The organism is Staphylococcus sp. FSL H8-0121 (genome assembly GCF_038008425.1).
GTDB lineage: Bacteria > Bacillota > Bacilli > Staphylococcales > Staphylococcaceae > Staphylococcus > Staphylococcus pasteuri.
This window is the reverse complement of the sequence record NZ_JBBOZB010000001.1, coordinates 184604-208795: the sequence shown is the minus strand read 5'-3', so window position 1 is coordinate 208795 and position 24192 is coordinate 184604. Positions and strand designations below refer to the sequence as shown.

The window sequence follows — 24192 nt, the reverse complement described above, 5'->3', positions numbered from 1 at the left end:
TAAGTTCTAGTTCCATACTCTTGTAACAGTATATACATCACCTAACTGTTTAATCTTTTCAACTACACGGTAAACATCATTTACATTTTTAACCATGACACTAATATTAATAACTGCATTTTTATCAATATCGGAACGGCCAGAAACCTTTATTAAACTACCTGCAGTTGAATTGACTGCTTGTAACACTTCATTTAATAGACCATTACGATCATATGCAGTAACTTCAAGATCAACTTGATAACGTTGGGTCGAATCTTTTGATTTAACCCATTCAACCGAAATTAATCTTTCTGTTTCATTTTTTATATTAGGACAATCTGTTCTATGCACTTTAATACCGTGACCTTTGGTGATATAACCTACAATATCATCACCTGGTATAGGATTACAACATTTTGATAGTTTAATTAGAACATTTTCTAGTCCTTCAACATAAACACCACTATCAGTGATAATATCTTCTTTTATTGGTACAGATTTAGTTACCTCTTGTGCTTCGTTTAGTGCTTTTTGTTTATCTAATATTCTTTGACGTTCAGTCAATTTATTAACAATTTGAACTGCAGTTACACCACCAAAACCAACTGCAGCATACAAGTCATCTTCATTTGCAAAATGATATTTTTCATTTACTACTTCTATATTTTTTTCAGTAAGAATATCATCAACTCTAAATCCTTGTTCTTTAATTTCCGCTTCAACCATGAATTTGCCCTTTTCAATATTTGAAGAACGGTCTTGCTTTTTAAAGAAACTTTTAATTTTACTCTTAGCGCTTGATGATTTAACAATTTTTAGCCAGTCTCTACTTGGTCCATAAGAATGTTTACTGGTTCTAATTTCAATGATATCACCAGTTTGAAGAATATAATCAATTGGTACGATTTTTCCATTTACTTTAGCACCAATCATTTTATTTCCTACTTCACTATGAATCGCATATGCAAAATCAATTGGTACCGCACCATATGGCAATTCTATAACATCACTTGCAGGTGTAAATGCATAGACTTTATCACTTTGTAAATCGTATTTTAAAGATTCCATAAATTCTTGTGCGTCAGATGACGTATGGTCTGTTTCAGCTAAGTCTTTTAACCAATTTAATTTATTTTGGAAATCCTGTGTTTTCTCATTTACAGTTTTACCTTCTTTGTATGCCCAATGTGCTGCTACACCATGTTCAGCAATTTCATGCATTTCGTAAGTACGAATTTGTATTTCTAGCGGATCGCCATTAGGACCAACTACAGTTGTATGTAATGATTGGTACATATTTTGTTTAGGCATTGCTATATAATCTTTAAAACGTCCTGGCATAGGTTTCCATAACGTATGTACAAGACCTAAAATTGCATAACAATCATTAATAGTATTAACAATGATTCGTACAGCAAGTAGATCAAATATTTGATCGAATTGCTTTTTCTGTTTCATCATTTTTCTATAAATGCTATATATATGCTTTGGTCGACCGTTGATTTCACCAACAATACTCATTTTATCCATTTCACCTTGAATTTGACCAATAGCATTTTCAATATATGCTTCACGTACACTACGTTTTTTCTTCATTAAATTAACGATGCGGAAATATTGCACGCTATCAATGTATCTTAAGGCAGTATCTTCTAATTCCCATTTAATTGTATTAATACCTAGTCTATGAGCTAATGGGGCATAAATTTCTAGGGTTTCTTTAGAAATTCTAATTTGTTTTTCTCTAGGCATTGCTTTAAGCGTTCTCATATTATGTAATCTATCTGCTAATTTAACTAGAATAACACGCACATCTTTGGCAATGGCTATAAACAATTTACGGTGATTTTCTGCTTGTTGTTCTTCCTTAGAACGATATTTTACTTTTTTTAATTTTGTAACACCGTCTACAATTCTTGCAACTTCTTCATTAAACATATTTTTGACGTCATCAAATGTATACGGCGTATCTTCAATGACATCATGTAAGAAACCTGCAACTATCGTGGGTCCGTCTAATCTCATTTCAGTAAGAATTCCCGCTACTTGTATAGGATGCATGATATATGGCAGGCCATTTTTTCTGAATTGCCCTTGATGTGCTTCATAAGCAATATGATAACTTTTTAAAACATATTGATATTCACTTTCACTTAAATAGGACTTTGCCTTGTAAAGCACTTCGTCAGCACTATAAGGATACTCGTTATTCAATATAGACACCCCACTTATTGATTATATTTCTATCTCTGAACTTTATTATCGATTGTTATGTATTATGCCCTAAAATTAAAAATGATGATAAGAATTTATGCAAATTAATTTTTAACTAACTCATTTAGTAAAGGCTTATCTAAAAAACATTAAAATGACTTTATATAATAAATAATCATTAAATGTAACTAATGGCTTAAATTTAAAAAGAAAACAAAATAGCCATGTGACTCAACAACTTTGAATTGTTTTCATTTTATCAAAATTTAGAGGCACTGATAAGCTATCTATCATGAATTAAAATATAATATTAGCTATATGATACTACAATTTTTTGAATAAATAAATGAATCTCAATTATATTGTAAAGCAACCCTACCTTAATTTTATCTTCACTGTTTATATAAATACATTTGACTGGTCCGTTAATTCCTTAAATGCAAAAAACTAGTTCTCATATATCATATTATTAACGATAATATGTTAATAAGTGTGAGAACTAGCTTATATTCTTTAGTTTACAAGTTTTAAATTAATACTATTCATCGTAAGAAATTAAACTCATTACATCATAATCTTTAATTTTTTCAATACCGTTTAAATATTTTAATTCTATAATGAATGCAATGCCAACTACGATGCCGCCTAATTTTTCAACAAGTTTAATAGCAGCTTCGATAGTACCACCAGTGGCTAATAAATCGTCAGTGATTAATACTCTTTGTCCTGGTCTAATAGCATCTTTATGCATTGTTAAGACATTTGTTCCATATTCTAAGTTATACTCATATTTGATAACTTCGCGAGGTAACTTTCCTTCTTTACGAACTGGTGCAAATCCAATACTCATAGAATATGCTACAGGACAACCAATAATAAATCCGCGAGCCTCTGGTCCAACTACTACGTCCACGTCTTTTTCTCTTGCATACTCTACAATTTGGTCTGTGGCATAACCATAAGCTTTACCATTATCCATAATTGTTGTAATATCTTTAAAACTAACTCCCGGTTTCGGCCAATCTGGAACTTCAGATACATATTGTTTTAAATCCATTTTAAAATTTCCTCCTAATAATTATCTCCCAAATGTGATTTTATCCATTGATTTAAATGCGTAAAATCATCGTATAATAATAATTTTTCAACTTCTATTCTAGACAACCTACTTTGATACATCTGACTTGATTCTATGTCCTGTTTACTAGGTTGAGTCGCAATCGTTATTATACCATCATCTTCGTTAATAAATCCTAATTCTAAAAATACTTTTAACATAAATTTTAGTATATTTGCTTTAATATTGAGAAATTCGCATAACATCATACCTTCAGTTGCTAAATTCATTTCTTTTTTATTAATTAAAGCTTTATAACATTTTTTAAATAATTCTTTGCTAGGCATACCTTCAAAATAAATTGAAGCTTTATGTTGGAATACGATATAAACCTGAGAGATTTGTGTTTGTTGTAAAGTAAGTTTTAGCTCATCAAGCGTCATGGGTAAATCTCTTAATACCATTTTATCAAAATGATCAGGTACAGTTTCACCATAATAAAATTCATTTTCATTTAATTTTTGGGCTTTTGATTGAATCATAAAAGCAGTAGTTTCATCATTATTTAAGAAATCTGTATTTTTACTTTTACTTCGGTAGTCTAATATTTGCAATGTATCCATAGCAATATCTTGAACCATAAATTGAGGTGTTTGATTACCGTTCCACTCATTAATTTGAAGATTACCAATTAAATTTACAGGTTGACCTATTTCTAATTGAGATGCATATGCGCCATTTTGCCAAAACAATGAAACTAAATTTGATTCACCTAATGTCATTTTTAAGTGATTCTGTTCTTTTCCTATTGCTTTAAGAGATTTAATAGCAATATCTCTTATTTCAAATAACGGAGAAGTGAAATCCGTACCAAAAGGTCTTAATTTTTGAATATCTCTAATATTTTTAATTGTAATATCAGATTCATCTAGTAATACATCAACATTCTTACTTGGCTCTAGCGATGTTGTTTCACTTAAACGCGCCATCCAATCATTTAAGCCAGTGCGTAACTCATCTATATTATCAATGTCCATCGTCATTCCTGCAGCCATATGATGGCCACCAAACTTGCTAATTAAATCTTGGTGCGCACTTAATATTTCGAACATTGATACTTGTTCAATTGATCTTGCTGACCCTTTAGCATGATTTTGTTCATAATCAATATTTAATATTAACGTTGGCAAACTATATGTCTCTACAATTTTAGAAGCAACGATACCTAATACACCTTCGTGCCAATCTTCTTTAGCTAACAATAGAAATTGGTGACCTTGCTTAACATAGTCTTCTGCCATTGCAAGTGCTTCTTCTGTTATAGAAACGACAATATCTTTACGTTCTTGATTAAAATGCTCTACTTGTTCTGCCAAGAATTCCGCTTCTTCTGGACTATCTGACATCAATAGCTCAGCAGCTAAAGATGCATCCTCCAATCTTCCTACTGCGTTTAATCTTGGACCAATAATAAACCCTATTGTTTCTTCTGAAATTTCATCATTGAAACTTGCTTGATTCAATAACGCTTTTATTGCTATAGGACAACTTTCATTCATCACTCGCAATCCATTTTGAACAATCGAACGATTCTCATCTGTTAAAGATACTAAATCCGCAATTGTTCCAATCGCAGCGTACGCTTTAAAATAATTTGGTACATTATCTAACAATGTTTGTGCTAGTTTGTATGCTACTCCTGCACCACATAAATATTTAAATGGATAATCAAATTCTGGATGCATTGGGTGTACGATAGCATATGCTTCAGGTAAGGTACGACCTATTTCATGATGATCGGTCACAATCACATCTACACCTAAATCTTGTACCATTTTAATTTCATTATGACCTTGTATACCATTATCCACTGTAATAATTAGTGATACGCCTTCATCATAGGCATTTTGGAAGGCCATTTCATTAGGTCCATATCCTTCTGTAAAACGGTTTGGAATATACCATCCTACTTGAGCTCCTAACTTTTGAAGTGTATGTACTAATATTGTTGTAGAAGTAACGCCATCAGCATCATAATCTCCATACACAAGAATGCGTTCATTTTTATCGATGGCTTGATTAATTCGTTCAACTGTTTTGTCGATATCACTTAAAAGAGAGGTTTCATGATCTATTTCCACACCATTTAGTGTTTGTTGAATGCCTTCTTCGTCAACAATATGTTTACTTTCTAAAATTTTCTTAATAATAGGTGATAGTTTTAATCGTTTAACAATATCATCAGTTATATATTCAGTTGGGTTATTTAAATTCCAATTATATTTAGATTTAATCATAAGTAACCTTCCTCATTTCCAAATGTCATTATATCTAAAATTGAAGAAAATAAAAAGGTTGAGCCTTTGTTGGGAAAATCTATTGCAGATTATATCCAACATTTATGCTCAACCTTTAGTTAATTATACTACTATTTTTTCATCATTTGATTTTTTCTCTTTATAAACAACTAGTTTATGATTAGATGATTTTTTCAATTGACGTTTTTTCATAATTCCCCATAGAGGAACAGCAATGAATACAGATGAGAATACACCTGAAATTAATCCAATTAATAATGCTAATGAGAAATTAAATATTGTTGGTGCTCCTAATAAAAGGATTGCCACAACAACAACGACTACTGTTAATACGGTATTAATTGAACGTGTCATTGTTTGTCTAATTGATCTATTAACAATATCATCGATTTGTTCTGATGTAGTGATGACCTTAATTTTATGAAGGTTTTCACGTACACGGTCAAACGTAACAATTGTATCGTTAATTGAATAACCAACTATCGTTAAAATTGCTGCGATAAACGTTAAGTCAACTTCTAAACGTAATAAACTAAATACAGCAACTATGATAAATACGTCATGTAATAATGCTAAAACAGAAGATAATCCCATTCTCCATTCAAATCGCAGTGACACATAGATAATAATACCTAATGCAGCATAAACTAATGCAAGCATTGCATTTTTGGCTAATTCTTGTCCAATCAGTGGTGAAACTGTATTGATTTGTGGTGTATCACCAAATTCAGATTTCATCTTGTCACTTAACTGATTATCTTTTGCTTGAGATAAATCTTGTTTGAACTGAATTGTCGCATTTTTACTACCAGATCCATTAATTTGAATTTGGTCTGCTTCTAATCCAACTTCTTTCACTACTTTTTCAACTTTCGATTGTGTTAGCGGTTCTTTTGATTGTAAATCAACACGCGTACCTGCAGAGAAATCAATTCCTAAGTTCAATTTGAAAATGTACAGAATAACCAAACCTACAACAACGATTAAAATACTTAAACTAATGAGTGGTTTAGCTAATTTAACAAAATTCCATTTTTCAAATGAAGTTTTTAAATCATGCACATCTTTACCTTCACTAATATCATGTCTATCTTGTTTCTTAACACCGAATAACCAGAATTTTTTCTTAAATAGATTTGAATAAACAAGTAATGATAATAGTAATCTAGATAAGAATACTGCAGTTACGAAGATCATCAATATACCAAGTAACAGCATTGTCGCGAAACCTTTAACTGAGCTTTCACCGAAGAAGAATAAGACTGCTGCGGCAATTACAGTTGTTAAGTTTGAATCGAAGATAGTTAAGAATGAACTTTTATTTGCTTTGGAATATGCTTGTTTAAGCGTCCTACCTATTCTCAACTCATCTTTAATCCGCTCGTACATGATGATATTAGCATCTACTGCCATTCCGACACCTAATACTAACGCTGCTAGACCAGGTAATGTAAGGACACCTGATATAAAGTTAAATGCTACTAGAGTTAGATAAATATATGTTGTTAATGCAATAATTGCCACTAAACCTGGTAATCTATAGAAACCTAACATAAATAGGTAAATTAGTGCTACCCCAACTACTGAAGCAAAGATTGTTTTATCTAAAGCGTCTTGACCAAATTCTGCTCCTACTGAGTTAGAATAAATTTCTTTAAGATCAACTGGTAAAGATCCGGCATTTAATAGCTCTGAAATTTGCTTAGCCTTTTTAACGCCTTCTTGACCATGGAATCCACCAGAAATTTCTACACTGTCGGAATTAATTGGTTGATCAACATTTGCAGCTGATACGAATTTAGGATCTTTTTTGTTAGCTTCTTTTTTATAGCTATCGCCTTTTTTGAAGTCTAACCAAACAACCATCACATTATTTTGCTTTTTAGATATTTCTTCAGTTACTTTTTTAAATTTGTTTTTATCTTTGACTTTAAAAGTAACTGTTGGGTCATTTGTATTTTGTTTAAATTCTTGCTTAGCAGACCCTTGTTTAATATCTGCACCGCTTAATTTAACTTTATCATCTGCATCACGAATCGTTAAATTAGCTTGAGATGATAAAATCTTTCTTGCTTCTTTCTGATCTTTAACCCCTGCAAGTTGTACTCTTATCCTATTAGGATCTTCAACTTGGATTTTAGGTTCAGAAACACCTAATACGTTAACACGGTTTTCTAGGGTTTGCGCTGTTGATTGCAACGCATTTTTATCAATTTTATCACCCTTATGTAATGGATCAACTTGATAAAGTACCTCGAAGCCACCTTGTAAATCAAGGCCTAAGTTAACATTCTTAATTACATTCTTGTATGTAAGACCCATACCTGCGAACAGAAGGACTACCAGTAGTAAGAATGCAATCAGTCTACTACTTTTCTTCACATGAACACCTCATTATTTACTTATGATACTAGAATACTCGAAAAATCCTAATATTTGCAAGTCGGAATCAAAAGATTAACTTTTTACGACCTATTCATATTAACATACTACACTTTAGAGCGAAATTATTGGATACTTTCTTATTAGGAATTGATTTGTAAACTTAAAGAAAGTAAGCTATTTAGTTCACTATAAAATTCGCTTAATGAATTAAAATATATATAATTTTGGATAAAAATAAAAATACCGATACTACCTAAATTGATAGCATCAGTATTTATAATTAATAACAATTAAACTAACATTTTTTATTTTACTTTATGAAGGATCAACTTGTTTAATAGCTGGTTTTTCAAAAGTCATTTCAGTACCGTGTCCATTTACTGTTACGACTACTGTTGTTTCGTCAACTGCTTTAACTGTACCTTTAATTCCACCGATTGTAGTAATTCTTTGGCCAGCTTCAACACGACTGATCATTTCACGATGCTCTTTAGCACGTTTTTGTTGTGGTCTAATTAAGAAGAAATACATTAGAGCCAATAATAAGATCGGTAATATCAATGATGTAAATTGCATGTTACATTCTCCTCTTTAAAAGTTTTTAGGGTTATCTACATTTAATCCATACTGTTCGAAGAATTCTGCTTTAAAATCTAAAAGTCTATCTTCTCGAATGGCTTGTCTAATATCTTCCATTAATTTTAGCAGAAAATGTAAATTATGAATAGTAGTAAGACGTATACCAAAGGTTTCTTCTGCTTTGATTAAGTGTCTTATATATGCTCTAGAATAATTTTTACATGTATAACAATCACAATTTTCATCTAATGGTCTTAAATCATCTGCAAATTTAGCATTCTTAATAACTAAACGTCCATTTGAAGTCATACATGTACCATTTCTAGCTATACGAGTTGGTAGTACGCAGTCAAACATATCCATTCCACGAATACTACATTCAATCAATGCGTCTGGTGATCCCACACCCATTAAATATCTAGGTTTATCTTTAGGCATGAATTGTTCTGTATGTTCAACCATCTCGTACATAACTGGCTTAGGTTCTCCTACTGAAAGGCCACCAATTGCATATCCAGGAAAATCTAATTCGACAAGCTCTTTAGCGCTTTGTTCACGTAAATCCTTATATTCACCACCTTGGATAATTCCAAAAAGTGATTGTTCTTCAGGACGAGCATGTGCTTTTAAACATCTTTCTGCCCAACGTGTAGTTCTTTCAATAGAATTTTTTACATATTCATATTCAGAAGGCATAGGTGGACATTCATCAAACGCCATCATGATGTCTGAACCTAAATCATTTTGAATTTGCATTGATTTTTCAGGACTTAAAAATAATTTAGAACCATTTGTATGATGTCTAAATTCAACGCCTTCTTCTGAAATTTTACGTAAATTACTTAAACTAAAAACTTGGAATCCTCCAGAATCAGTTAAAATAGGACCATTCCAATTCATGAATTTATGGAGCCCCCCAGCGTGTTTGATGATATCATTTCCAGGTTGCAACCACAAATGATACGTATTTCCTAAAATAATCTGAGCCTCTATTTGACGCAATTCTTCTGGACTCATAGTTTTAACGGTAGCTTTAGTACCAACTGGCATAAACATAGGTGTTTCAAATGAGCCATGTGGCGTATGTACAATACCTAATCTTGCACCTGATTGTTTACAAGTTTTAATATGTTCATATGTTACTGCAGGCATAAAATATATCCTCACATTCTTTTATATAATTAACATTGCATCTCCAAAACTAAAGAATCTATATTCCATTTCTACTGCTTTTTTGTATGCATTCAAAATGTACTGTCTACTACTAAACGCTGACACTAACATGACTAGCGTTGATTTTGGTAAATGGAAGTTAGTGATCAGACCATCTATAGCTTTGTATTCAAATCCAGGATAGATAAAGATATCTGTCCAACCACTTTTTTCTACAAATTCAGAGTGATCTCTACGTATTGTTTCTAGTGTTCTGGTTGAAGTCGTTCCAACAGAAATGATTCGATGACCTTTTGCTTTTGTCTCATTTAATAAATCTGCAGTTTGCTGTGTCATTTGATAATATTCACTATGCATTTCGTGATCATCGATATTATCTACACTAACTGGTCTAAATGTTCCAAGTCCAACATGCAAAGTGATAAATGCTATATTCACACCTTTTTCTTTGATAGCTTCTAATAAACTATCAGTAAAGTGTAACCCGGCAGTTGGCGCTGCAGCAGAACCGCTTTCTTTAGCATAAACAGTTTGATATCTGTTTGGATCATCTAAGCGTTCCTTAATATAAGGTGGTAAAGGCATCTCACCTAGTTCATCCAATCGTTCTTGTAAAATGCCATCATAATGCAAGCGCATAATTCTGCCACCTTGTTCTAACTCTTCAATACACTCAGCTATAATTTTGCCTTCTCCAAAGTTAAGTTTATTACCAACTTTGATACGCTTAGCTGGTTTTAATAGAACTTCCCAATCATTGCCTTCAATTTGCGTTAACATAAGCATTTCAACTTTGGCACCTGTTTCTTCTTTCAAACCAAAAAGTCTAGCTGGCATTACTCTAGTATCGTTTAATACTAACGTATCTCCCGGTTCAAAATAATTGATTATATCTCTGAAGTGAAGATGTTCCATGTCACCTGTATTTCTATCTAAAACTAATAATCTACTTTGGTCTCTATTTTTTAAAGGTGTTTGCGCAATTAGAGATTCAGGTAAATCATAGTCGAAATCTTCAATATTCAACTTACTCCCTCATTTCATTATTATGACTAAAATGTTCATGCGCTAAAGGTGTTGCTTTTCTACCGCGTGGTGTACGTTCTAAAAATCCTTTTTGAATTAAGAAAGGTTCATATACATCTTCTATAGTAATACGTTCTTCTCCAATAGAGACAGCAATCGTATCTAAGCCCACTGGTCCACCTTTATATTGATTTAAAATACAGTTCATCATCTTATGATCAATATAATCTAAGCCATAATCATCTACTTGTAATAATTTTAATGCGCGTTTTGTAGTTTCAATATATATTTGATCATCTTCATTAACTTGTTGGAAATCTCTTACTCTTTTTAATAAACGGTTTGCTACACGAGGTGTACCTCTAGAACGCTTAGCTAATTCAATGGCACTTTCATTATCAATGTCTGTTCCTAGTACCTCAGCTGTTCTTATAATGATTTCCTTCAAATCTGCTTCATTATAGTATTCTAATCTTAAATGTACTCCAAATCGATCTCTTAGCGGACCTGTTAAACTACCTGCTCTTGTAGTCGCACCTACGAGTGTAAACGGCGGTAAATCGATACGTATACTACGTGCTTCATCACCTTTTCCTATAATAATATCTAGGAAAAAATCTTCCATGGCCGGATACAATACTTCTTCAACTACACTACTTAAACGATGTATTTCGTCTATAAAAAGTACATCTCCTGGTTGTAAACCAGAAAGAATAGCAGCCAGATCCCCTGGACGTTCTAAAGAAGGTCCAGGAACCGTTCTAATATTAACTTCCATTTCATTAGCAATAATATTAGATAACGTAGTTTTACCTAATCCTGGGGGACCATATAATAGAACATGATCTAAAGGTTCTTCTCTTAATTTAGCTGCTTTTATAAATACCTCTAAATTACTTTTGATAGAAGATTGACCAATATATTGTTTTAATTTCGTAGGTCGTAAAGATAATTCGAAGTCAGATTCTTCACTATGTACAGATTGATCGACCATTCTTTCATCCATATCATTTCCCCCTTTCATTTGTTAAATTAGGTAATTAAGAAACCAACGTTTGTAGACCGATTTTAACTGCTTCATCAACAGAATTGATATTAGATTGTTTTAAAACCTTTTCTACTTTAGATAATTCACGTTTTGAGTAACCTAATGCTTCTAAAGCCAACATTGCTTCCTTAATCATAGGTTCATTATCTGTAGAGTTAGAAGTAATGTTCAATAATGTTTCACTATTTTCTTCAGTGATTTGAACTTTACCTTTTAAATCTAACACGATTTGTCGAGCAGTTTTTTTACCAATGCCTGGAAACTTAGTTAAATACGTATCATTTTCGTTTTCAATTGCTTGTTTTACTTCATTAGGCGTACTAGTAGCAAGTATAGCTAATGCTGACTTAGGACCAATACCAGTCACCTTAATTAAACTTAAGAACATATCTTTCTCTTCTTCATTAATGAAACCATAAAGTAATTGAGCGTCTTCTCTAACAATTAATGACGTATATATTTGAACTTCATTATCTAAATATTTTTGAAAACGGTATGAATTAGGTGTCTGAATCTCATAACCTACTCCGTTTACATCAACAACAACATGTGTTGGGAACAACTGTGTTAACTGCCCTTTAATATACGCGTACATTTTAGCACTTCCTTATTTACATACTCATGCTTATCAATTCAACTTTGGAAACATGTTCGATTTCTCTTAATGCTTTTATTACATCATCAATCATAAGTTCAGATGAAGACGCATTTAATGATAGAGTAATCGTCGCTTTATCTTCCATAGGTACACTTTGGTGAATTGTAAGTACTGATAATTCTAATTGAGAAATTGTATTTAATACTTGAGCCAACATTCCAACAATATCATTAACATATAAAATTAATGTAAATTCTCGATGATCTAATAATTTTTCATCAACTGGAAATATAGTTTCTCTATACTTATAGAAAGCACTTCTTGATAAACCGTATTGTTTTACAGCATCATAGATGGACAACTCAGAATTATTTTTCAAAGCATCTTTAATTTTCAGCGTTTTAATTACTGATTCTGGTAAAACGTCTTCGCGAATAAGATAAAATTTCTTATATTCTTTATTGTCCATCTTTCGCACTCCTATTCTATAAATTCAAATTCTCCACCAAGAATTCTTACAATATCTCCATTACTACAACCTCTTGCTCTAAGTGCATCATCAATACCCATAGAACGCATTTGTCTAGCAAATCTACGTACGGCTGGATCACTATTAAAGTCTGTCATCTTGAATGTTCTTTCAATAGCATTGCCACTAACAACATAAGCACCATCATCATCTCTAGTAATAGTGAATGTATCTTGAGAAGGAGTATGTTTATATACAACTCTGTTAACACCGACATTGTCATCTTCTTCAACTGAGAAATCAATATCTTTCACTTTATCTAATTGATCAGCAATTGTATAAAGTAATTGATCGATGTTATTTCTAGAAACAGCTGAAAGTGGGATAATCGTGTGTTCAGTACCTACTTCTTCTTTAAATAACTCTAAATTATCTTCAGCATCTGGCATATCCATTTTATTAGCAACAATAATTTGTGGTCTATCTTCTAAACGTTGTTTATATGCAACTAATTCTTTGTTTATCACATGATAGTCCTCAACAGGATCTCTGCCTTCCGAACCACTCATATCAATCATATGAACGATAACTTTAGTTCGTTCAACATGACGTAAAAATTGATGACCTAATCCAACTCCGTCTGACGCACCTTCTATTAAACCAGGTAAATCTGCCATAACGAAACTTCTGTTATCTGGTGTTGATACAACACCTAAATTAGGTTTAATTGTTGTAAAATGATACGCGCCAATTTTAGGTTTAGCTTTAGATACAATTGATAGCAATGTTGATTTTCCTACACTAGGGAAACCGACTAGACCAACGTCTGCTAGTAACTTCAGTTCTAAAGTTACATCAATTTCTTCACCAGGTTCACCTTTTTCACTGAAGTCTGGTGCTGGGTTTCTAGGTGTAGCAAATCGCGAATTCCCACGACCACCACGACCACCTTTAGCTACAATTGCTCTTTGACCATCTTCTACAAGGTCTGCAAGTACTTCTTCAGTTTCTATGCTTTTAACAATAGTGCCAGGTGGTACTTTTAAAACCAAATCTTCAGCATTTCTACCGTGCATATTACTGCTTTGACCATTATCACCTTTTTTTGCTTTAAAGTGTGTTTGATATCTAAAGTCTAATAAAGTTCTTAAACCTTCATCTACTTCAAATATTACTGAAGCACCTTTGCCGCCGTCTCCACCTGCTGGTCCACCAAATGGTACGTATTTTTCTCTTCTATATGCAGTAATACCATTACCGCCATCTCCTGCTTTAAGAGATATTTTGACCTGATCGACAAACATATATCTCACCTCTTTTACTTAAATTAGTTTTCATTATCTTTTTAATTATATCATTAAGTGTATTTGTAGAAAAATTTTAGTTCTACCAAAAATTGACTTTTTAAACAAAATAAAACACCAGAAGTCTTCACTTCTGGTGTTATCTAGACAAAATTATTCAGCTACTGTATATACAGAAACTTGTTTTTTGTCGCGACCTTTGCGTTCAAATTTAACAACGCCGTCGATTTTAGCGAATAATGTATCATCGCCACCACGACCTACATTTTCACCAGGGTAAATTTTAGTACCACGTTGGCGATAAAGAATTGAACCACCTGTAACGTATTGACCGTCAGCACGTTTAGCACCTAAACGTTTTGATTCAGAGTCACGTCCGTTTTTTGTAGAACTTACCCCTTTTTTAGATGCGAAGAACTGTAAGTTTAATTTTAACATCGGGATACACCTCACTTATAATTTAATCTGATATTTTCATTATATTCTTCTTCAATTGTTTGTAAAGATACAAGCATTGCTTTAAGAATTAATTGTGCTTCATCGTTATCTGTATCAACACTTCTTATATGAAAATGACCACCATCATCGTCATAATCGATATCTGGCTTTTCAGTAGTCAATCCCATAATAGCATTAACACTACCAAATAATACTGCTGAAGCTCCAGCACAGACGATGTCATGACCATATTCACCATGATCAGCATGGCCATCCATAACGACATCTGTTACTTTGCCTTCATCATTAACTGTAATATCAACAGTAATCATAATTACGCGTTAATTTTATCGATAGTTAATTTAGTATATGGTTGACGATGGCCTTTTTTACGTTTAGAGTCTTTACGACGTTTGTAAGTGAATACAGTGATTTTTTTACCGCGACCGTTTTTATTAACAGTAGCTGTAACAGTAGCACCTTCAACAGTTGGCGCACCAACTTTAACTGAATCTCCACCTACAAATAATACTTTATCAAATGTGAAAGAATCACCTTCGTTTACGTCTAATTTTTCAACGTAAATTTCTTGTCCTTCTTCTACTTTGATTTGTTTTCCACCTGTTTCAATAATAGCAAACATACTTTGCACCTCCTATATTATAAGTCACGCCATAAATAGGTGACATTGTCATTAAGTAAAGCGTTCGCACTCTTCGTTGTTTCATTCGTGATTCGAATCATTTATCTAAATAAACTCATCTCTCACTTATTTCAACGCCTCGATTGTCAATCGCTTTCTTTCTAATGACTTTTAACTTGAGTAAAGCGTTCAATTCACTTCAAATCAATTTGTACTTAAACCTATATTTGAGCGGTTGTATGTAGCTTGAAACTACTCAACTACTGCATCTTACCATTAGTTATATTCTACTGTCAATCTTGTTTTGAATTTTTCTCATAAACTTTAACATAATAGGATACAAAATAATTAACAATATTAAATTAAGAATGAATGTTGGTAGTAATCTTAATAATAAGAACTCCAATAGGTTAAATTGGATAAACCCTATTACACCATAAATAATGGCAACATAAATTTCTAAAAATATAGTACTTAATAGAATTACAATGAACAACATCACTGTGTCTCTGTAAAATATTTTAAAGAGTCTATCCATAATTACTACTGCTAAAATGTAACCAAACATATACAATCCGTAAATGCTTCCTAAATACAAGTCAGTAATAAGGCCGAAGAATATCGCAAGTATAACAGCTACACCAAAACCTCGGTATATCGTTAAAATTAATAAATACATTAAAGTTAAGTGTGGCACAAATATCACGTCAATTTTACCGAAATGTATTGGGATTACTATTCCTATCACTGTATCTATATAGAATAAAATAATCCCAATTAAGAAATAATAAATTCCCCGCATTAGTTATCCCCGCTTTCGTCATCGGGAATTGTTGAAGCATCACGTTTTGCAACATATACATGATTTAAATCAGATAAATCTGCACCTGTTTTCACTCTTACTTCTTTTGCTAAACCATATTGGTCATTTTCAACACTTGTAACTTCTCCTATGTATAAACTGCTTGGAAGTTGATCGGCTAAACCACTAGTGACTACTTTATCTCCCTTAGAGATACTATCTTTATTATTGATATCACTAATAACTAGCTCTTCGTTTTTTGCATCATAGTGATCGATTAATCCAAATACATTTTTAGATTTATGTTGAATATTCACAGATAGTTTACCAGCACGTGTATTTGTTGATATTAAATCTACTTGTGAAGAAAATTGGTTAACTTTAGTTGTTCTACCAACAAGTCCTTCTGAAGTCATAACTGCCATGTTATTTTTAATTCCAGCTTTTGATCCTTTATCAATTACAATCGTATTCATCCATTGATCCGGATTTCTAGAAATAACTGTTGTAGATATCGGATCATATTTAGATATATCTTTCATATCTAGTTCTTTTTTAAACTTCTTATTTTCAGCCTCTAATTGTTGATTTTTGGCTTCTAATTGTTTAATTTTATTCTTCGTTTCCTTTGATTCACCCTGATTAAAAAAATTACCAATAGCTCCAGTAACAAAATTCACAGGATAACTTATCAGTCGTTGCCCGAAAGATACAGAATCCCCTACATATTGCTCGGGAGGTGATTGAGATTGAGAGCGAATAGACAAACCAATTAATGCAATAAAAACAATTATTGCACATAAAACAACAATGAGTTTGTTATTTTTGAAAAATTTAAGCACCCATAACACCTCTTATAATACTTTAAAAATTTATTCTTCTTTACTATTCTATATTACTGCTGAAATGAAATAAAGCACTAACTCTCATTAAAAAGTAATTTTATTAATGCGTAAGATTAAAAAAATAAAATAAATCTCTCAAGATGCGTTTTGCTCTAGCTTTAGTCTTTTTAATGTTTGTTAACATTGATTAGTTTGTATATAAAACGGTATGTAACTCATTTTTCTTCTATACATAATATTTCAAGCCAATTATTAGTTAAAAATAATAAAAAAGCTACTAACTTAATTAAAGTCAGCAGCTTAAAAGCAAATTATTTCTAATTAATTACTCATTATTTTTTTGTTGTTTTGCTTGTTTTTCTTGTTCTTTACGTTCTTTTTTCTCATCTTCACTATATAATGTTTCTTCTTTTCTCCAACGAGCAAATAGATTTTGAGCTTTAGTTTGTTCGTTGGCACGTTGTTCTTTAGATTTTTCGACCATTGTCCACACCAACCTTTTTATTACTCTATATATAAAGGCTAACTCATTTGGAGCATGATTTCAAACATACACTACAATTAATGTTAATAAGCTTGATTATTTTTCAATTCAATATTTTGACCTAATTCATGTAAATCTTGTTGCATTTCAAATTCATTATTATAAACTCTGATAGAATCAGATCCAAATTTATATATAATAAATTCGTCTCCTCTTTGGCCTGCTAAATATTCATCATTGTAGCCCATTCTACCTATACCTGATACTGACATAAATTCTTTTTTATCTATCATATTAAATACATTCTTTATTTGACTTGTCGGTACGTTTTTAATAATATCATTATCTTCGAGTGAATAACGCTTACCATGTTGTGGTTGTTTAGAATTATTAACAGGGTTATCCATATTTCTTTCTGTTTGATTTGGAGGATTACTTATAGGGTTCCATTCTTGATCTCTTAAAAATGGCGCATACTTTAATGCGATATAAATAATGATTAAAATGGCAATGACTGCTATAATGTTTTTTATTATGCTAAATATGAATCTCATTATATATCCTCCCTTTCCATTTAAACTATTATATATAATCACAACGTAAAAATATATAGGGCTAGGGTTGTATCATAGATATATCTATAGACTGATGTCTTATTTATTAAAATTTATTATGATATAAATATGAGTTTCATGCTGTTAGGAGGTTTCCTTTATGAGTTTATTATCAATCATACTGATTGTATTACTTGTTATCTTACTCTTTAGAGTAGGTGTATCAATATTAAGATTTTTAATATCAGCTGGTATTATCATTTTATGTTTGTATCTTGTTTATCAAGGTATTGTATGGCTTATGGATAATTATGATAATTTAATCGCTTATATTCAATAATATAAAAGCTATGAAAATGAACAGTTTTATTGTGATGTTCAATCTTCATAGCTTATTTTTTTAAGTTATTTTTTAAACGTATTTGATAAAAAATTAAAGAAAATATAACTTAATGCAAGTAATACTCCCCAAATTACACCAACTATAATAGATCCAATAATGACAAGTAAAATGGAATTGTGGGATTTCGTTACCATTGTTCCGATAGTTGTTGTAATTACTATTCCGACTACAGAATAACCAATTGTGTGTAAAAATAATTTCAAATTCATAGCTTGGTTTTTAGCATTTAATCGCATAATAAATATAATTGGAATCAATACACCAATTATAAGAAATATAGTCATTTAAATGACCTCCTGGCTTATCTTTTCTCTTATTATACTATTCATTAAAAATTAATTCTAGAAACAGTTTATTCTTCTTCAAAATACCCTAACTCTACTAAACTTGTGAACTGGTTATCACCAATAATAATATGGTCTAATAAATGTATTCCTAAAATCACACCACATTCCCTTAATCTAAACGTAGTATTAATATCTTCTTCTGAAGGTGTCACATCACCTGACGGATGATTATGAACAACTATCATAGCATTGCACGATTCTTTAATTGCAACATTAAATATTTCTCTAGGATGTATGATAGAACTGTTCAAAGTTCCTATAAAAACACATTTTTGCTTAATAACCACGTTTTTTGAATTTAACAATAAAACATAAAAATGTTCCTGTTCTAAATCCTTTAATTTAGACATCATTAAATCTGCTACATCACTTGGACAAGTTATTTTTACGGATTCATGATGAGATAAACGATTCATTCTTTCACCTAATTCAAATGCTGCTTTCAAAGTAATCGCTTTATAATAACCTATCCCCTTCACTTTAATTAAGTCTTTAATAGAAAGTTTTTTTAAATCTTTAAGTGACGATGTATGACTTAATAATTCATTTGCTATATCAATACTTGAAAACCCTTTTCTACCAGTATTAATTAATATAGCTAACAATTCAGAATTTGATAGAGTGTCAGTACCATAAGTAAGTAAACGTTCTCTAGGTTTCTCTGATGTTGCCATTTCTTTGATTTTCATATAAATATTCCTCCTAAAAAATCATTCAATAGTGGAAAGTAACTAGATACAAAAATAAATGATAAAAATATAAATGGAATAAGCGGAATGCGAGTGATATTGGGATTCAAGAAGATTTTAATGAAGATTGAAATGAATCCTCCAATTATGAAAGTGAAAAGTACAATGTAAAATATATATTCAATAGGTAAAAATAAAGAGAGTATATTAAAGAGAAGAATGTCACCATATCCAATATATTGATGGATAATAAAATAGCAAATATGACTAATGATAAAAGTTAAAAAGAATGAATGTGGAAAAGTGTGATTTGTGAAGAACAATATAAGTAAGAACGTAATCAAAAAATGAATATTAATAGAGAAATAATCTATATCATTGAGAGACATAATTAATAAAAATAGATAGATTGTTAAATATATTTGGGGATTAGTATGGATTACATTGTAATAAATCAATGGTATGGGAAGCAGTGCTAGGATCTCACCAATTATATAATTATATTTCAAACGTTTATGGCAGCACCTTGAAGTACCTCTAAGTATGAGAAAACTAAAAATTGGAATTAAATCAATATATTTAATAGTTGTTTTGCAATAATCACATGTTGATCTTGATATTAAATATTGTAATTGTACTTTATCTATCGTCGAAAACTGATATAAAAAACTAAATAGTATCGAAGAGAAAAAAGCATAAACTAACATTAAGCACCCCTTTCAAATACATTATATCACAACAATAAAATAAGTAAATATTATTTAATAGTTATATAATACATAAACAACCTCTATAAAATTAATATACAAAAAACTGTCGATACAATTTTTAATTTGTATCGACAGTTTAATAAAGCCTCTTAAAATATAAGGATAATACTGCAACTTACTTATTTATTCAAAATTTAATCTAGCTTTAACTTCACTTATAAAATATAAACTACCAGTAATGACGAGACCATGTCCATTATAATTTTCAATAAACTTCGTATAATCATCAACTAATTCAACATTTTCAATGTTTTTATTCTCGATGATTTCTTCTTTTGCTAAAGCTTTAGGAAAATTAAAATCAGTCACGTAAAATTTAGAAGCAATTTCTTCCAATTTATCTAACATGTCACTAATAGGTTTACCTTTAATTGCTGAAAATAATATATCAATTTGATCTCTGCCATAATAATATTTAATAGTATCAATTAATGCTTCTACACTTTCATTATTATGGGCACCATCAATAATCATTAAAGGTTGATCTTTAACTTGTTCAATTCTGCCTACCCAGTTTACATTTTCGATGCCATCTATCATTTTGTTAAAGTCTAATTCAATAATGCCTGCTTCATTTAATTCAATTAGTGCAGTTATTGCTAATGCAGCATTTTCTTTCTGATGATCACCTAGCATATTTAAAATGATAGTTTCTAATTCATAATCTTTATATCTATAAGTAAATTCATCGTCTTGAGAAACTACAACAATGTCTCTATCCAGTTCAATAGGTGTTGCATTTTGTTCAACTGCATAGTCACGAATATATTTCAAAGCATCTTCGTTTTTCACAGAATATATTATCGGTGTATTAGGTTTAATGATATCACCTTTATCTTTAGCTATATCTAAATAACTATTTCCTAAAATATCAGTATGATCTAAACCTATACTCGTTAAAATAGAAATAATTGGATTAAATACATTCGTTGAATCATTTTTTATACCTAAGCCCGCTTCGATAATAACAAAATCAACAGGGTGTATTTCTCCAAAATATAAAAACATCATCGTTGTAATAATTTCAAATTCTGTTGCATTACCAAGCTCAGTTTCTAGTTCTAAAGTTTCACTTACAGGTTTTACACGAGAGACAAGTTCAACAATCTCGTCATTTGTAATTGGTTGGCCATTTAAACTTATACGCTCATTAAATGTTTCGATATAAGGAGAAGTAAAAGTCCCTACTTCATAATTATTCTCAACCAATGCTGATCTTAAATAAGCCACAGTTGAACCTTTGCCATTCGTACCACCAACATGTATTCCTTTTATATTATCTTGAGGATTATTTAGTTTTTCTAACATCCATTCCATACGTTTCACGCCTGGTTTGATGCCAAACTTCGTTCTTTCATGTATCCAATAAAGGCTTTCAAGGTAATTCATGACACATACTCCTATGATTTTAATTGTTCAATTCTTGCTTTAACACCATCATATTTTTCTTTATAATGCTTTTGCTTTTCTTTTTCTTCATTAATAATTTTTTCGGGTGCTTTATTTACAAAGTTTTCGTTGGCTAATTTCTTATCTACTCGGTCAAGTTCACTTTGCAATTTATCTAATTCTTTTTCTAAACGAGCAATTTCTTTATCCATATCAATTAATCCTTCTAAAGGTAAAATGACTTTGCCTGCTAATACTACAGAAGTCATAGCTTTTTCAGGAATTTCGATATTCACATCTATATTTAATTCACTAGGATGACAGAATCGTTCAATGTAATCAGCATTTTCAGTAAGTGTTGATTTAATATTTTCATCTTTAGCTTGAATCATAATTGGTATCGCTTTAGATAAAGGTGTATTAACTTCAACTCGTGATTGTCTTACTGATTTAATAATCTCAACTAGTTGTTGCATCGTTTGTTTACTATCATCAAACATTAATTCTTGGTTTACTGTAGGCCATGCTGCATTAACAATTGTTTCTCCTTCATGAGGCAAGCTTTGCCAAATTTTTTCAGTAACAAATGGCATAAATGGATGCAACATTCTCATAATACGATCTAATACATAACTTAGTACAGAACGTGTTATTTGTTTTTGTTCTTCATCTTCACCATTCATTGGTATTTTACTCATTTCAATATACCAATCACAGAACTCATCCCAAATGAAGTTATATAACGCACGACCTACTTCACCGAATTCATATTTATCACTTAAATCAGTCACTGTCGCAATCGTTTCATTTAATCTAGTTAAAATCCATTTATCTGCTAAAGATAAGTTACCAGATAAATCGATATCTTCAACATTAAATTCTTCCCCAATATTCATTAAACTAAATCGTGCTGCATTCCAAATTTTATTAATAAAATTCCATACAGATTCAACTTTTTCTGTTGAATAACGCAAATCTTGTCCTGGTGCTGAACCAGTAGCTAGGAAGTATCTTAAACTGTCTGCCCCATATTCATCGATAACATCCATTGGGTCTACACCATTACCAAGAGACTTACTCATTTTGCGTCCATCTTCTGCTCTAACTAAACCATGTAATAGAACATCATTAAAAGGTCTACGATCTGTGAATTCAAGACCTTGGAAAATCATACGAGCTATCCAGAAGAAAATAATATCATAACCAGTTACAAGCGCATTGGTAGGGAAATAACGTTTAAAATCATCAGCATCAGTATCTGGCCAACCTAAAGTTGAAAACGGCCATAGCGCACTTGAGAACCATGTATCTAAAACATCTTCATCTTGAGTCCAGTTCTCAATATCTTCTGGCGCACTTTCACCTACAAAAATTTCACCTGTTTCTTTATGATACCAAGCAGGAATTTGGTGGCCCCACCATAATTGTCTTGAAATAGTCCAATCACGAATTTCTTCCATCCAACGATTAAAAGTATTTTCAAATCTAGGAGGATAAAAATCGATACGATCATCAGTTTTTTGATTATCTAACGCACGTTGTGCTAATGGCTTCATTTTTACAAACCATTGTGTTGATAAATATGGTTCGACTACAGCACCAGATCTTTCAGAATGTCCTACTGAATGTTCGTGCTCTTCAATTTTAATAACTAAATCTTGCTCTTTTAAATCTTCAACTAGTTGTTTACGACATTCGAATCTTTCAAGTCCTTCATATTTTCCAGCTTTATCATTCATATGACCTTTTTCATCCATAACGATGATGTTTTCTAAATCATGACGTTGACCAATTTCGAAGTCATTAGGATCATGTGCAGGTGTTACTTTCATTGCACCAGAACCAAATTCAATATCGACATATTCATCTGCTAAAATAGGTAGTTCTCTTCCCACAATTGGTAATATAACTTTTTTCCCTATAACATCTTTATATCTTTCATCATTAGGGTTAACAACAATCGCTGTATCACCTAACATTGTTTCTGGTCGAGTCGTTGCAATTTCAATATATCCATCGCCGTCTGCATATGGATATTTAAAATGATAAAACGCACCTTGAACATCTTCATGGATAACTTCAATATCAGATAATGCAGTACGCGCTTGAGGATCCCAGTTAATAATACGTTCTCCTCTATAGATAATACCTTTATTATAAAGATCTACGAATACTTTTTTAACAGCTTTACTTAAGCCATCATCTAAAGTAAAACGTTCTCTACTATAATCAAGTCCAAGTCCTAATTTAGACCATTGTTGGCGAATAAATGAAGCGTATTCTTCTTTCCAATCCCAAGCTTGTTCTAAAAATTTCTCACGACCGATATCATGACGAGAAATACCTTGTTCATTAAGTTTAGCTTCAACTTTAGCTTGAGTAGCAATTCCGGCATGGTCCATACCTGGTAAATATAACGTGTCATATCCTTGCATACGTTTCATACGTGTAATAATATCTTGTAATGTAGTATCCCAAGCATGACCTAAATGTAATTTACCGGTCACATTAGGTGGTGGAATTACTATTGTGTAAGTTTCTTTATTTGTATCTTCTGATGGTTTAAAGTAACCATTTTTCACCCATTCATCATATCTTCCCGCTTCTACTTCGCGTGGATTATATTTTGGTTTCATTTCCATATTGTTGTTTCCTCCTCAAAAAATAAAAAAGAA

At 31.3% G+C, this 24192-nt stretch carries 24 protein-coding genes; 1 reads left to right on the top strand and 23 read right to left on the bottom strand.

Annotation, left to right across the window (positions count from 1 at the left end; genetic code table 11):
• Positions 1-6: 6 nt before the first annotated feature.
• The 18 genes from LFT63_RS01090 to LFT63_RS01005 form a co-directional block, all read right to left on the bottom strand.
• Positions 7-2196 carry a RelA/SpoT family protein gene (locus tag LFT63_RS01090; RefSeq protein ID WP_340767783.1) on the bottom strand — a complete coding sequence of 730 codons (2190 nt, stop codon included), beginning with the start codon at positions 2194-2196 and terminating at the stop codon, positions 7-9.
• A gap of 538 nt (positions 2197-2734) precedes the next feature.
• Positions 2735-3253, bottom strand: a complete 519-nt coding sequence (locus tag LFT63_RS01085) for an adenine phosphoribosyltransferase (RefSeq protein ID WP_340767782.1) — start codon at positions 3251-3253, stop codon at positions 2735-2737.
• A gap of 14 nt (positions 3254-3267) precedes the next feature.
• Positions 3268-5550 (bottom strand): single-stranded-DNA-specific exonuclease RecJ, encoded by a 2283-nt coding sequence (gene recJ / locus LFT63_RS01080; RefSeq protein WP_126567938.1) that lies wholly within the window; start codon positions 5548-5550, stop codon positions 3268-3270.
• 123 nt (positions 5551-5673) lie between these two features.
• Positions 5674-7953, bottom strand: a complete 2280-nt coding sequence (gene secDF, locus LFT63_RS01075; protein ID WP_108017096.1) for a protein translocase subunit SecDF — start codon at positions 7951-7953, stop codon at positions 5674-5676.
• Between the two features lie 318 nt (positions 7954-8271).
• Positions 8272-8532, bottom strand: coding sequence for a preprotein translocase subunit YajC (yajC, locus tag LFT63_RS01070; RefSeq protein ID WP_017637062.1), 261 nt, complete (start codon positions 8530-8532; stop codon positions 8272-8274).
• A gap of 15 nt (positions 8533-8547) precedes the next feature.
• Positions 8548-9687, bottom strand: a complete 1140-nt coding sequence (gene tgt / locus LFT63_RS01065) for a tRNA guanosine(34) transglycosylase Tgt (protein ID WP_017637061.1) — start codon at positions 9685-9687, stop codon at positions 8548-8550.
• 21 nt (positions 9688-9708) lie between these two features.
• Positions 9709-10734 (bottom strand): tRNA preQ1(34) S-adenosylmethionine ribosyltransferase-isomerase QueA, encoded by a 1026-nt coding sequence (queA, locus tag LFT63_RS01060; protein WP_340767781.1) that lies wholly within the window; start codon positions 10732-10734, stop codon positions 9709-9711.
• Position 10735: 1 nt separating this feature from the next.
• Entirely contained in the window at positions 10736-11740 is a 1005-nt protein-coding gene (ruvB, locus tag LFT63_RS01055) for a Holliday junction branch migration DNA helicase RuvB (protein WP_340767780.1), read from the bottom strand.
• Between the two features lie 34 nt (positions 11741-11774).
• Positions 11775-12377 carry a Holliday junction branch migration protein RuvA gene (gene ruvA, locus LFT63_RS01050; protein WP_017637058.1) on the bottom strand — a complete coding sequence of 201 codons (603 nt, stop codon included), beginning with the start codon at positions 12375-12377 and terminating at the stop codon, positions 11775-11777.
• A gap of 16 nt (positions 12378-12393) precedes the next feature.
• Positions 12394-12849 carry an ACT domain-containing protein gene (locus LFT63_RS01045; protein WP_017637057.1) on the bottom strand — a complete coding sequence of 152 codons (456 nt, stop codon included), beginning with the start codon at positions 12847-12849 and terminating at the stop codon, positions 12394-12396.
• An 11-nt stretch (positions 12850-12860) separates the two neighbouring features.
• Positions 12861-14153: a GTPase ObgE gene (gene obgE, locus LFT63_RS01040; RefSeq protein ID WP_340767779.1), complete on the bottom strand. Its 1293-nt coding sequence runs from the start codon at positions 14151-14153 to the stop codon at positions 12861-12863.
• Between the two features lie 153 nt (positions 14154-14306).
• Positions 14307-14591, bottom strand: a complete 285-nt coding sequence (rpmA, locus tag LFT63_RS01035; RefSeq protein ID WP_017637055.1) for a 50S ribosomal protein L27 — start codon at positions 14589-14591, stop codon at positions 14307-14309.
• 11 nt (positions 14592-14602) lie between these two features.
• Positions 14603-14923, bottom strand: a complete 321-nt coding sequence (locus tag LFT63_RS01030) for a ribosomal-processing cysteine protease Prp (protein ID WP_029055696.1) — start codon at positions 14921-14923, stop codon at positions 14603-14605.
• A 2-nt stretch (positions 14924-14925) separates the two neighbouring features.
• Positions 14926-15234 (bottom strand): 50S ribosomal protein L21, encoded by a 309-nt coding sequence (gene rplU, locus LFT63_RS01025; RefSeq protein ID WP_002451794.1) that lies wholly within the window; start codon positions 15232-15234, stop codon positions 14926-14928.
• 280 nt (positions 15235-15514) lie between these two features.
• Positions 15515-16036, bottom strand: a complete 522-nt coding sequence (gene mreD / locus LFT63_RS01020) for a rod shape-determining protein MreD (RefSeq protein ID WP_017637052.1) — start codon at positions 16034-16036, stop codon at positions 15515-15517.
• Positions 16036-16878: a rod shape-determining protein MreC gene (gene mreC / locus LFT63_RS01015; protein WP_029055695.1), complete on the bottom strand. Its 843-nt coding sequence runs from the start codon at positions 16876-16878 to the stop codon at positions 16036-16038. Before mreC ends, mreD begins: the two co-directional genes overlap by 1 nt.
• Before the next feature lie 328 nt (positions 16879-17206).
• A complete protein-coding gene (locus tag LFT63_RS01010; protein ID WP_017637050.1) occupies positions 17207-17365 on the bottom strand; it encodes a hypothetical protein in 159 nt (52 codons plus the stop codon).
• Between the two features lie 83 nt (positions 17366-17448).
• Positions 17449-17919 (bottom strand): DUF4930 family protein, encoded by a 471-nt coding sequence (locus tag LFT63_RS01005; protein WP_017637049.1) that lies wholly within the window; start codon positions 17917-17919, stop codon positions 17449-17451.
• A 160-nt stretch (positions 17920-18079) separates the two neighbouring features.
• On the opposite strand from LFT63_RS01005, the gene LFT63_RS01000 reads away from it, so the two are divergent.
• The gene (locus LFT63_RS01000) at positions 18080-18259 is read left to right on the top strand and encodes a hypothetical protein (RefSeq protein ID WP_029055694.1); all 180 of its coding nucleotides are present in this window, start codon (positions 18080-18082) and stop codon (positions 18257-18259) included.
• Positions 18260-18324: 65 nt separating this feature from the next.
• On the opposite strand, the gene LFT63_RS00995 is transcribed toward LFT63_RS01000, so the two are convergent.
• The 5 genes from LFT63_RS00995 to LFT63_RS00975 all read right to left on the bottom strand — a co-directional run bounded on the left by LFT63_RS00995 (position 18325) and on the right by LFT63_RS00975 (position 24159).
• Entirely contained in the window at positions 18325-18606 is a 282-nt protein-coding gene (locus LFT63_RS00995; protein WP_070453924.1) for a hypothetical protein, read from the bottom strand.
• A gap of 68 nt (positions 18607-18674) precedes the next feature.
• Positions 18675-19358, bottom strand: coding sequence for a RadC family protein (radC, locus tag LFT63_RS00990; RefSeq protein WP_017637600.1), 684 nt, complete (start codon positions 19356-19358; stop codon positions 18675-18677).
• Positions 19355-20065, bottom strand: coding sequence for a prepilin peptidase (locus LFT63_RS00985; RefSeq protein ID WP_081772608.1), 711 nt, complete (start codon positions 20063-20065; stop codon positions 19355-19357). Before LFT63_RS00985 ends, radC begins: the two co-directional genes overlap by 4 nt.
• A 186-nt stretch (positions 20066-20251) precedes the next feature.
• Positions 20252-21517: a bifunctional folylpolyglutamate synthase/dihydrofolate synthase gene (locus LFT63_RS00980; RefSeq protein WP_340767777.1), complete on the bottom strand. Its 1266-nt coding sequence runs from the start codon at positions 21515-21517 to the stop codon at positions 20252-20254.
• Between the two features lie 11 nt (positions 21518-21528).
• Complete coding sequence (locus LFT63_RS00975) at positions 21529-24159, bottom strand: valine--tRNA ligase (protein ID WP_340767775.1); 2631 nt, start codon at positions 24157-24159, stop codon at positions 21529-21531.
• Positions 24160-24192: the final 33 nt, after the last annotated feature.

Coding starts and splice junctions, on each gene's coding strand:
- ruvA (WP_017637058.1), bottom strand. CDS start 12,377: ATGTACGCGTATATTAAAGGGCAGTTAACACAGTTGTTCCCAACACAT.
- yajC (WP_017637062.1), bottom strand. CDS start 8,532: ATGCAATTTACATCATTGATATTACCGATCTTATTATTGGCTCTAATG.
- radC (WP_017637600.1), bottom strand. CDS start 19,358: ATGAAAATCAAAGAAATGGCAACATCAGAGAAACCTAGAGAACGTTTA.
- LFT63_RS01030 (WP_029055696.1), bottom strand. CDS start 14,923: ATGATTACTGTTGATATTACAGTTAATGATGAAGGCAAAGTAACAGAT.
- LFT63_RS00995 (WP_070453924.1), bottom strand. CDS start 18,606: ATGACTATATTTCTTATAATTGGTGTATTGATTCCAATTATATTTATT.
- LFT63_RS01010 (WP_017637050.1), bottom strand. CDS start 17,365: ATGGTCGAAAAATCTAAAGAACAACGTGCCAACGAACAAACTAAAGCT.
- LFT63_RS01085 (WP_340767782.1), bottom strand. CDS start 3,253: ATGGATTTAAAACAATATGTATCTGAAGTTCCAGATTGGCCGAAACCG.
- LFT63_RS01005 (WP_017637049.1), bottom strand. CDS start 17,919: ATGAGATTCATATTTAGCATAATAAAAAACATTATAGCAGTCATTGCC.
- rplU (WP_002451794.1), bottom strand. CDS start 15,234: ATGTTTGCTATTATTGAAACAGGTGGAAAACAAATCAAAGTAGAAGAA.
- recJ (WP_126567938.1), bottom strand. CDS start 5,550: ATGATTAAATCTAAATATAATTGGAATTTAAATAACCCAACTGAATAT.
- ruvB (WP_340767780.1), bottom strand. CDS start 11,740: ATGGATGAAAGAATGGTCGATCAATCTGTACATAGTGAAGAATCTGAC.
- LFT63_RS01045 (WP_017637057.1), bottom strand. CDS start 12,849: ATGGACAATAAAGAATATAAGAAATTTTATCTTATTCGCGAAGACGTT.
- tgt (WP_017637061.1), bottom strand. CDS start 9,687: ATGCCTGCAGTAACATATGAACATATTAAAACTTGTAAACAATCAGGT.
- LFT63_RS00980 (WP_340767777.1), bottom strand. CDS start 21,517: ATGAATTACCTTGAAAGCCTTTATTGGATACATGAAAGAACGAAGTTT.
- LFT63_RS00975 (WP_340767775.1), bottom strand. CDS start 24,159: ATGGAAATGAAACCAAAATATAATCCACGCGAAGTAGAAGCGGGAAGA.
- LFT63_RS01000 (WP_029055694.1), top strand. CDS start 18,080: ATGAGTTTATTATCAATCATACTGATTGTATTACTTGTTATCTTACTC.
- LFT63_RS00985 (WP_081772608.1), bottom strand. CDS start 20,065: ATGTTAGTTTATGCTTTTTTCTCTTCGATACTATTTAGTTTTTTATAT.
- obgE (WP_340767779.1), bottom strand. CDS start 14,153: ATGTTTGTCGATCAGGTCAAAATATCTCTTAAAGCAGGAGATGGCGGT.
- mreD (WP_017637052.1), bottom strand. CDS start 16,036: ATGCGGGGAATTTATTATTTCTTAATTGGGATTATTTTATTCTATATA.
- rpmA (WP_017637055.1), bottom strand. CDS start 14,591: ATGTTAAAATTAAACTTACAGTTCTTCGCATCTAAAAAAGGGGTAAGT.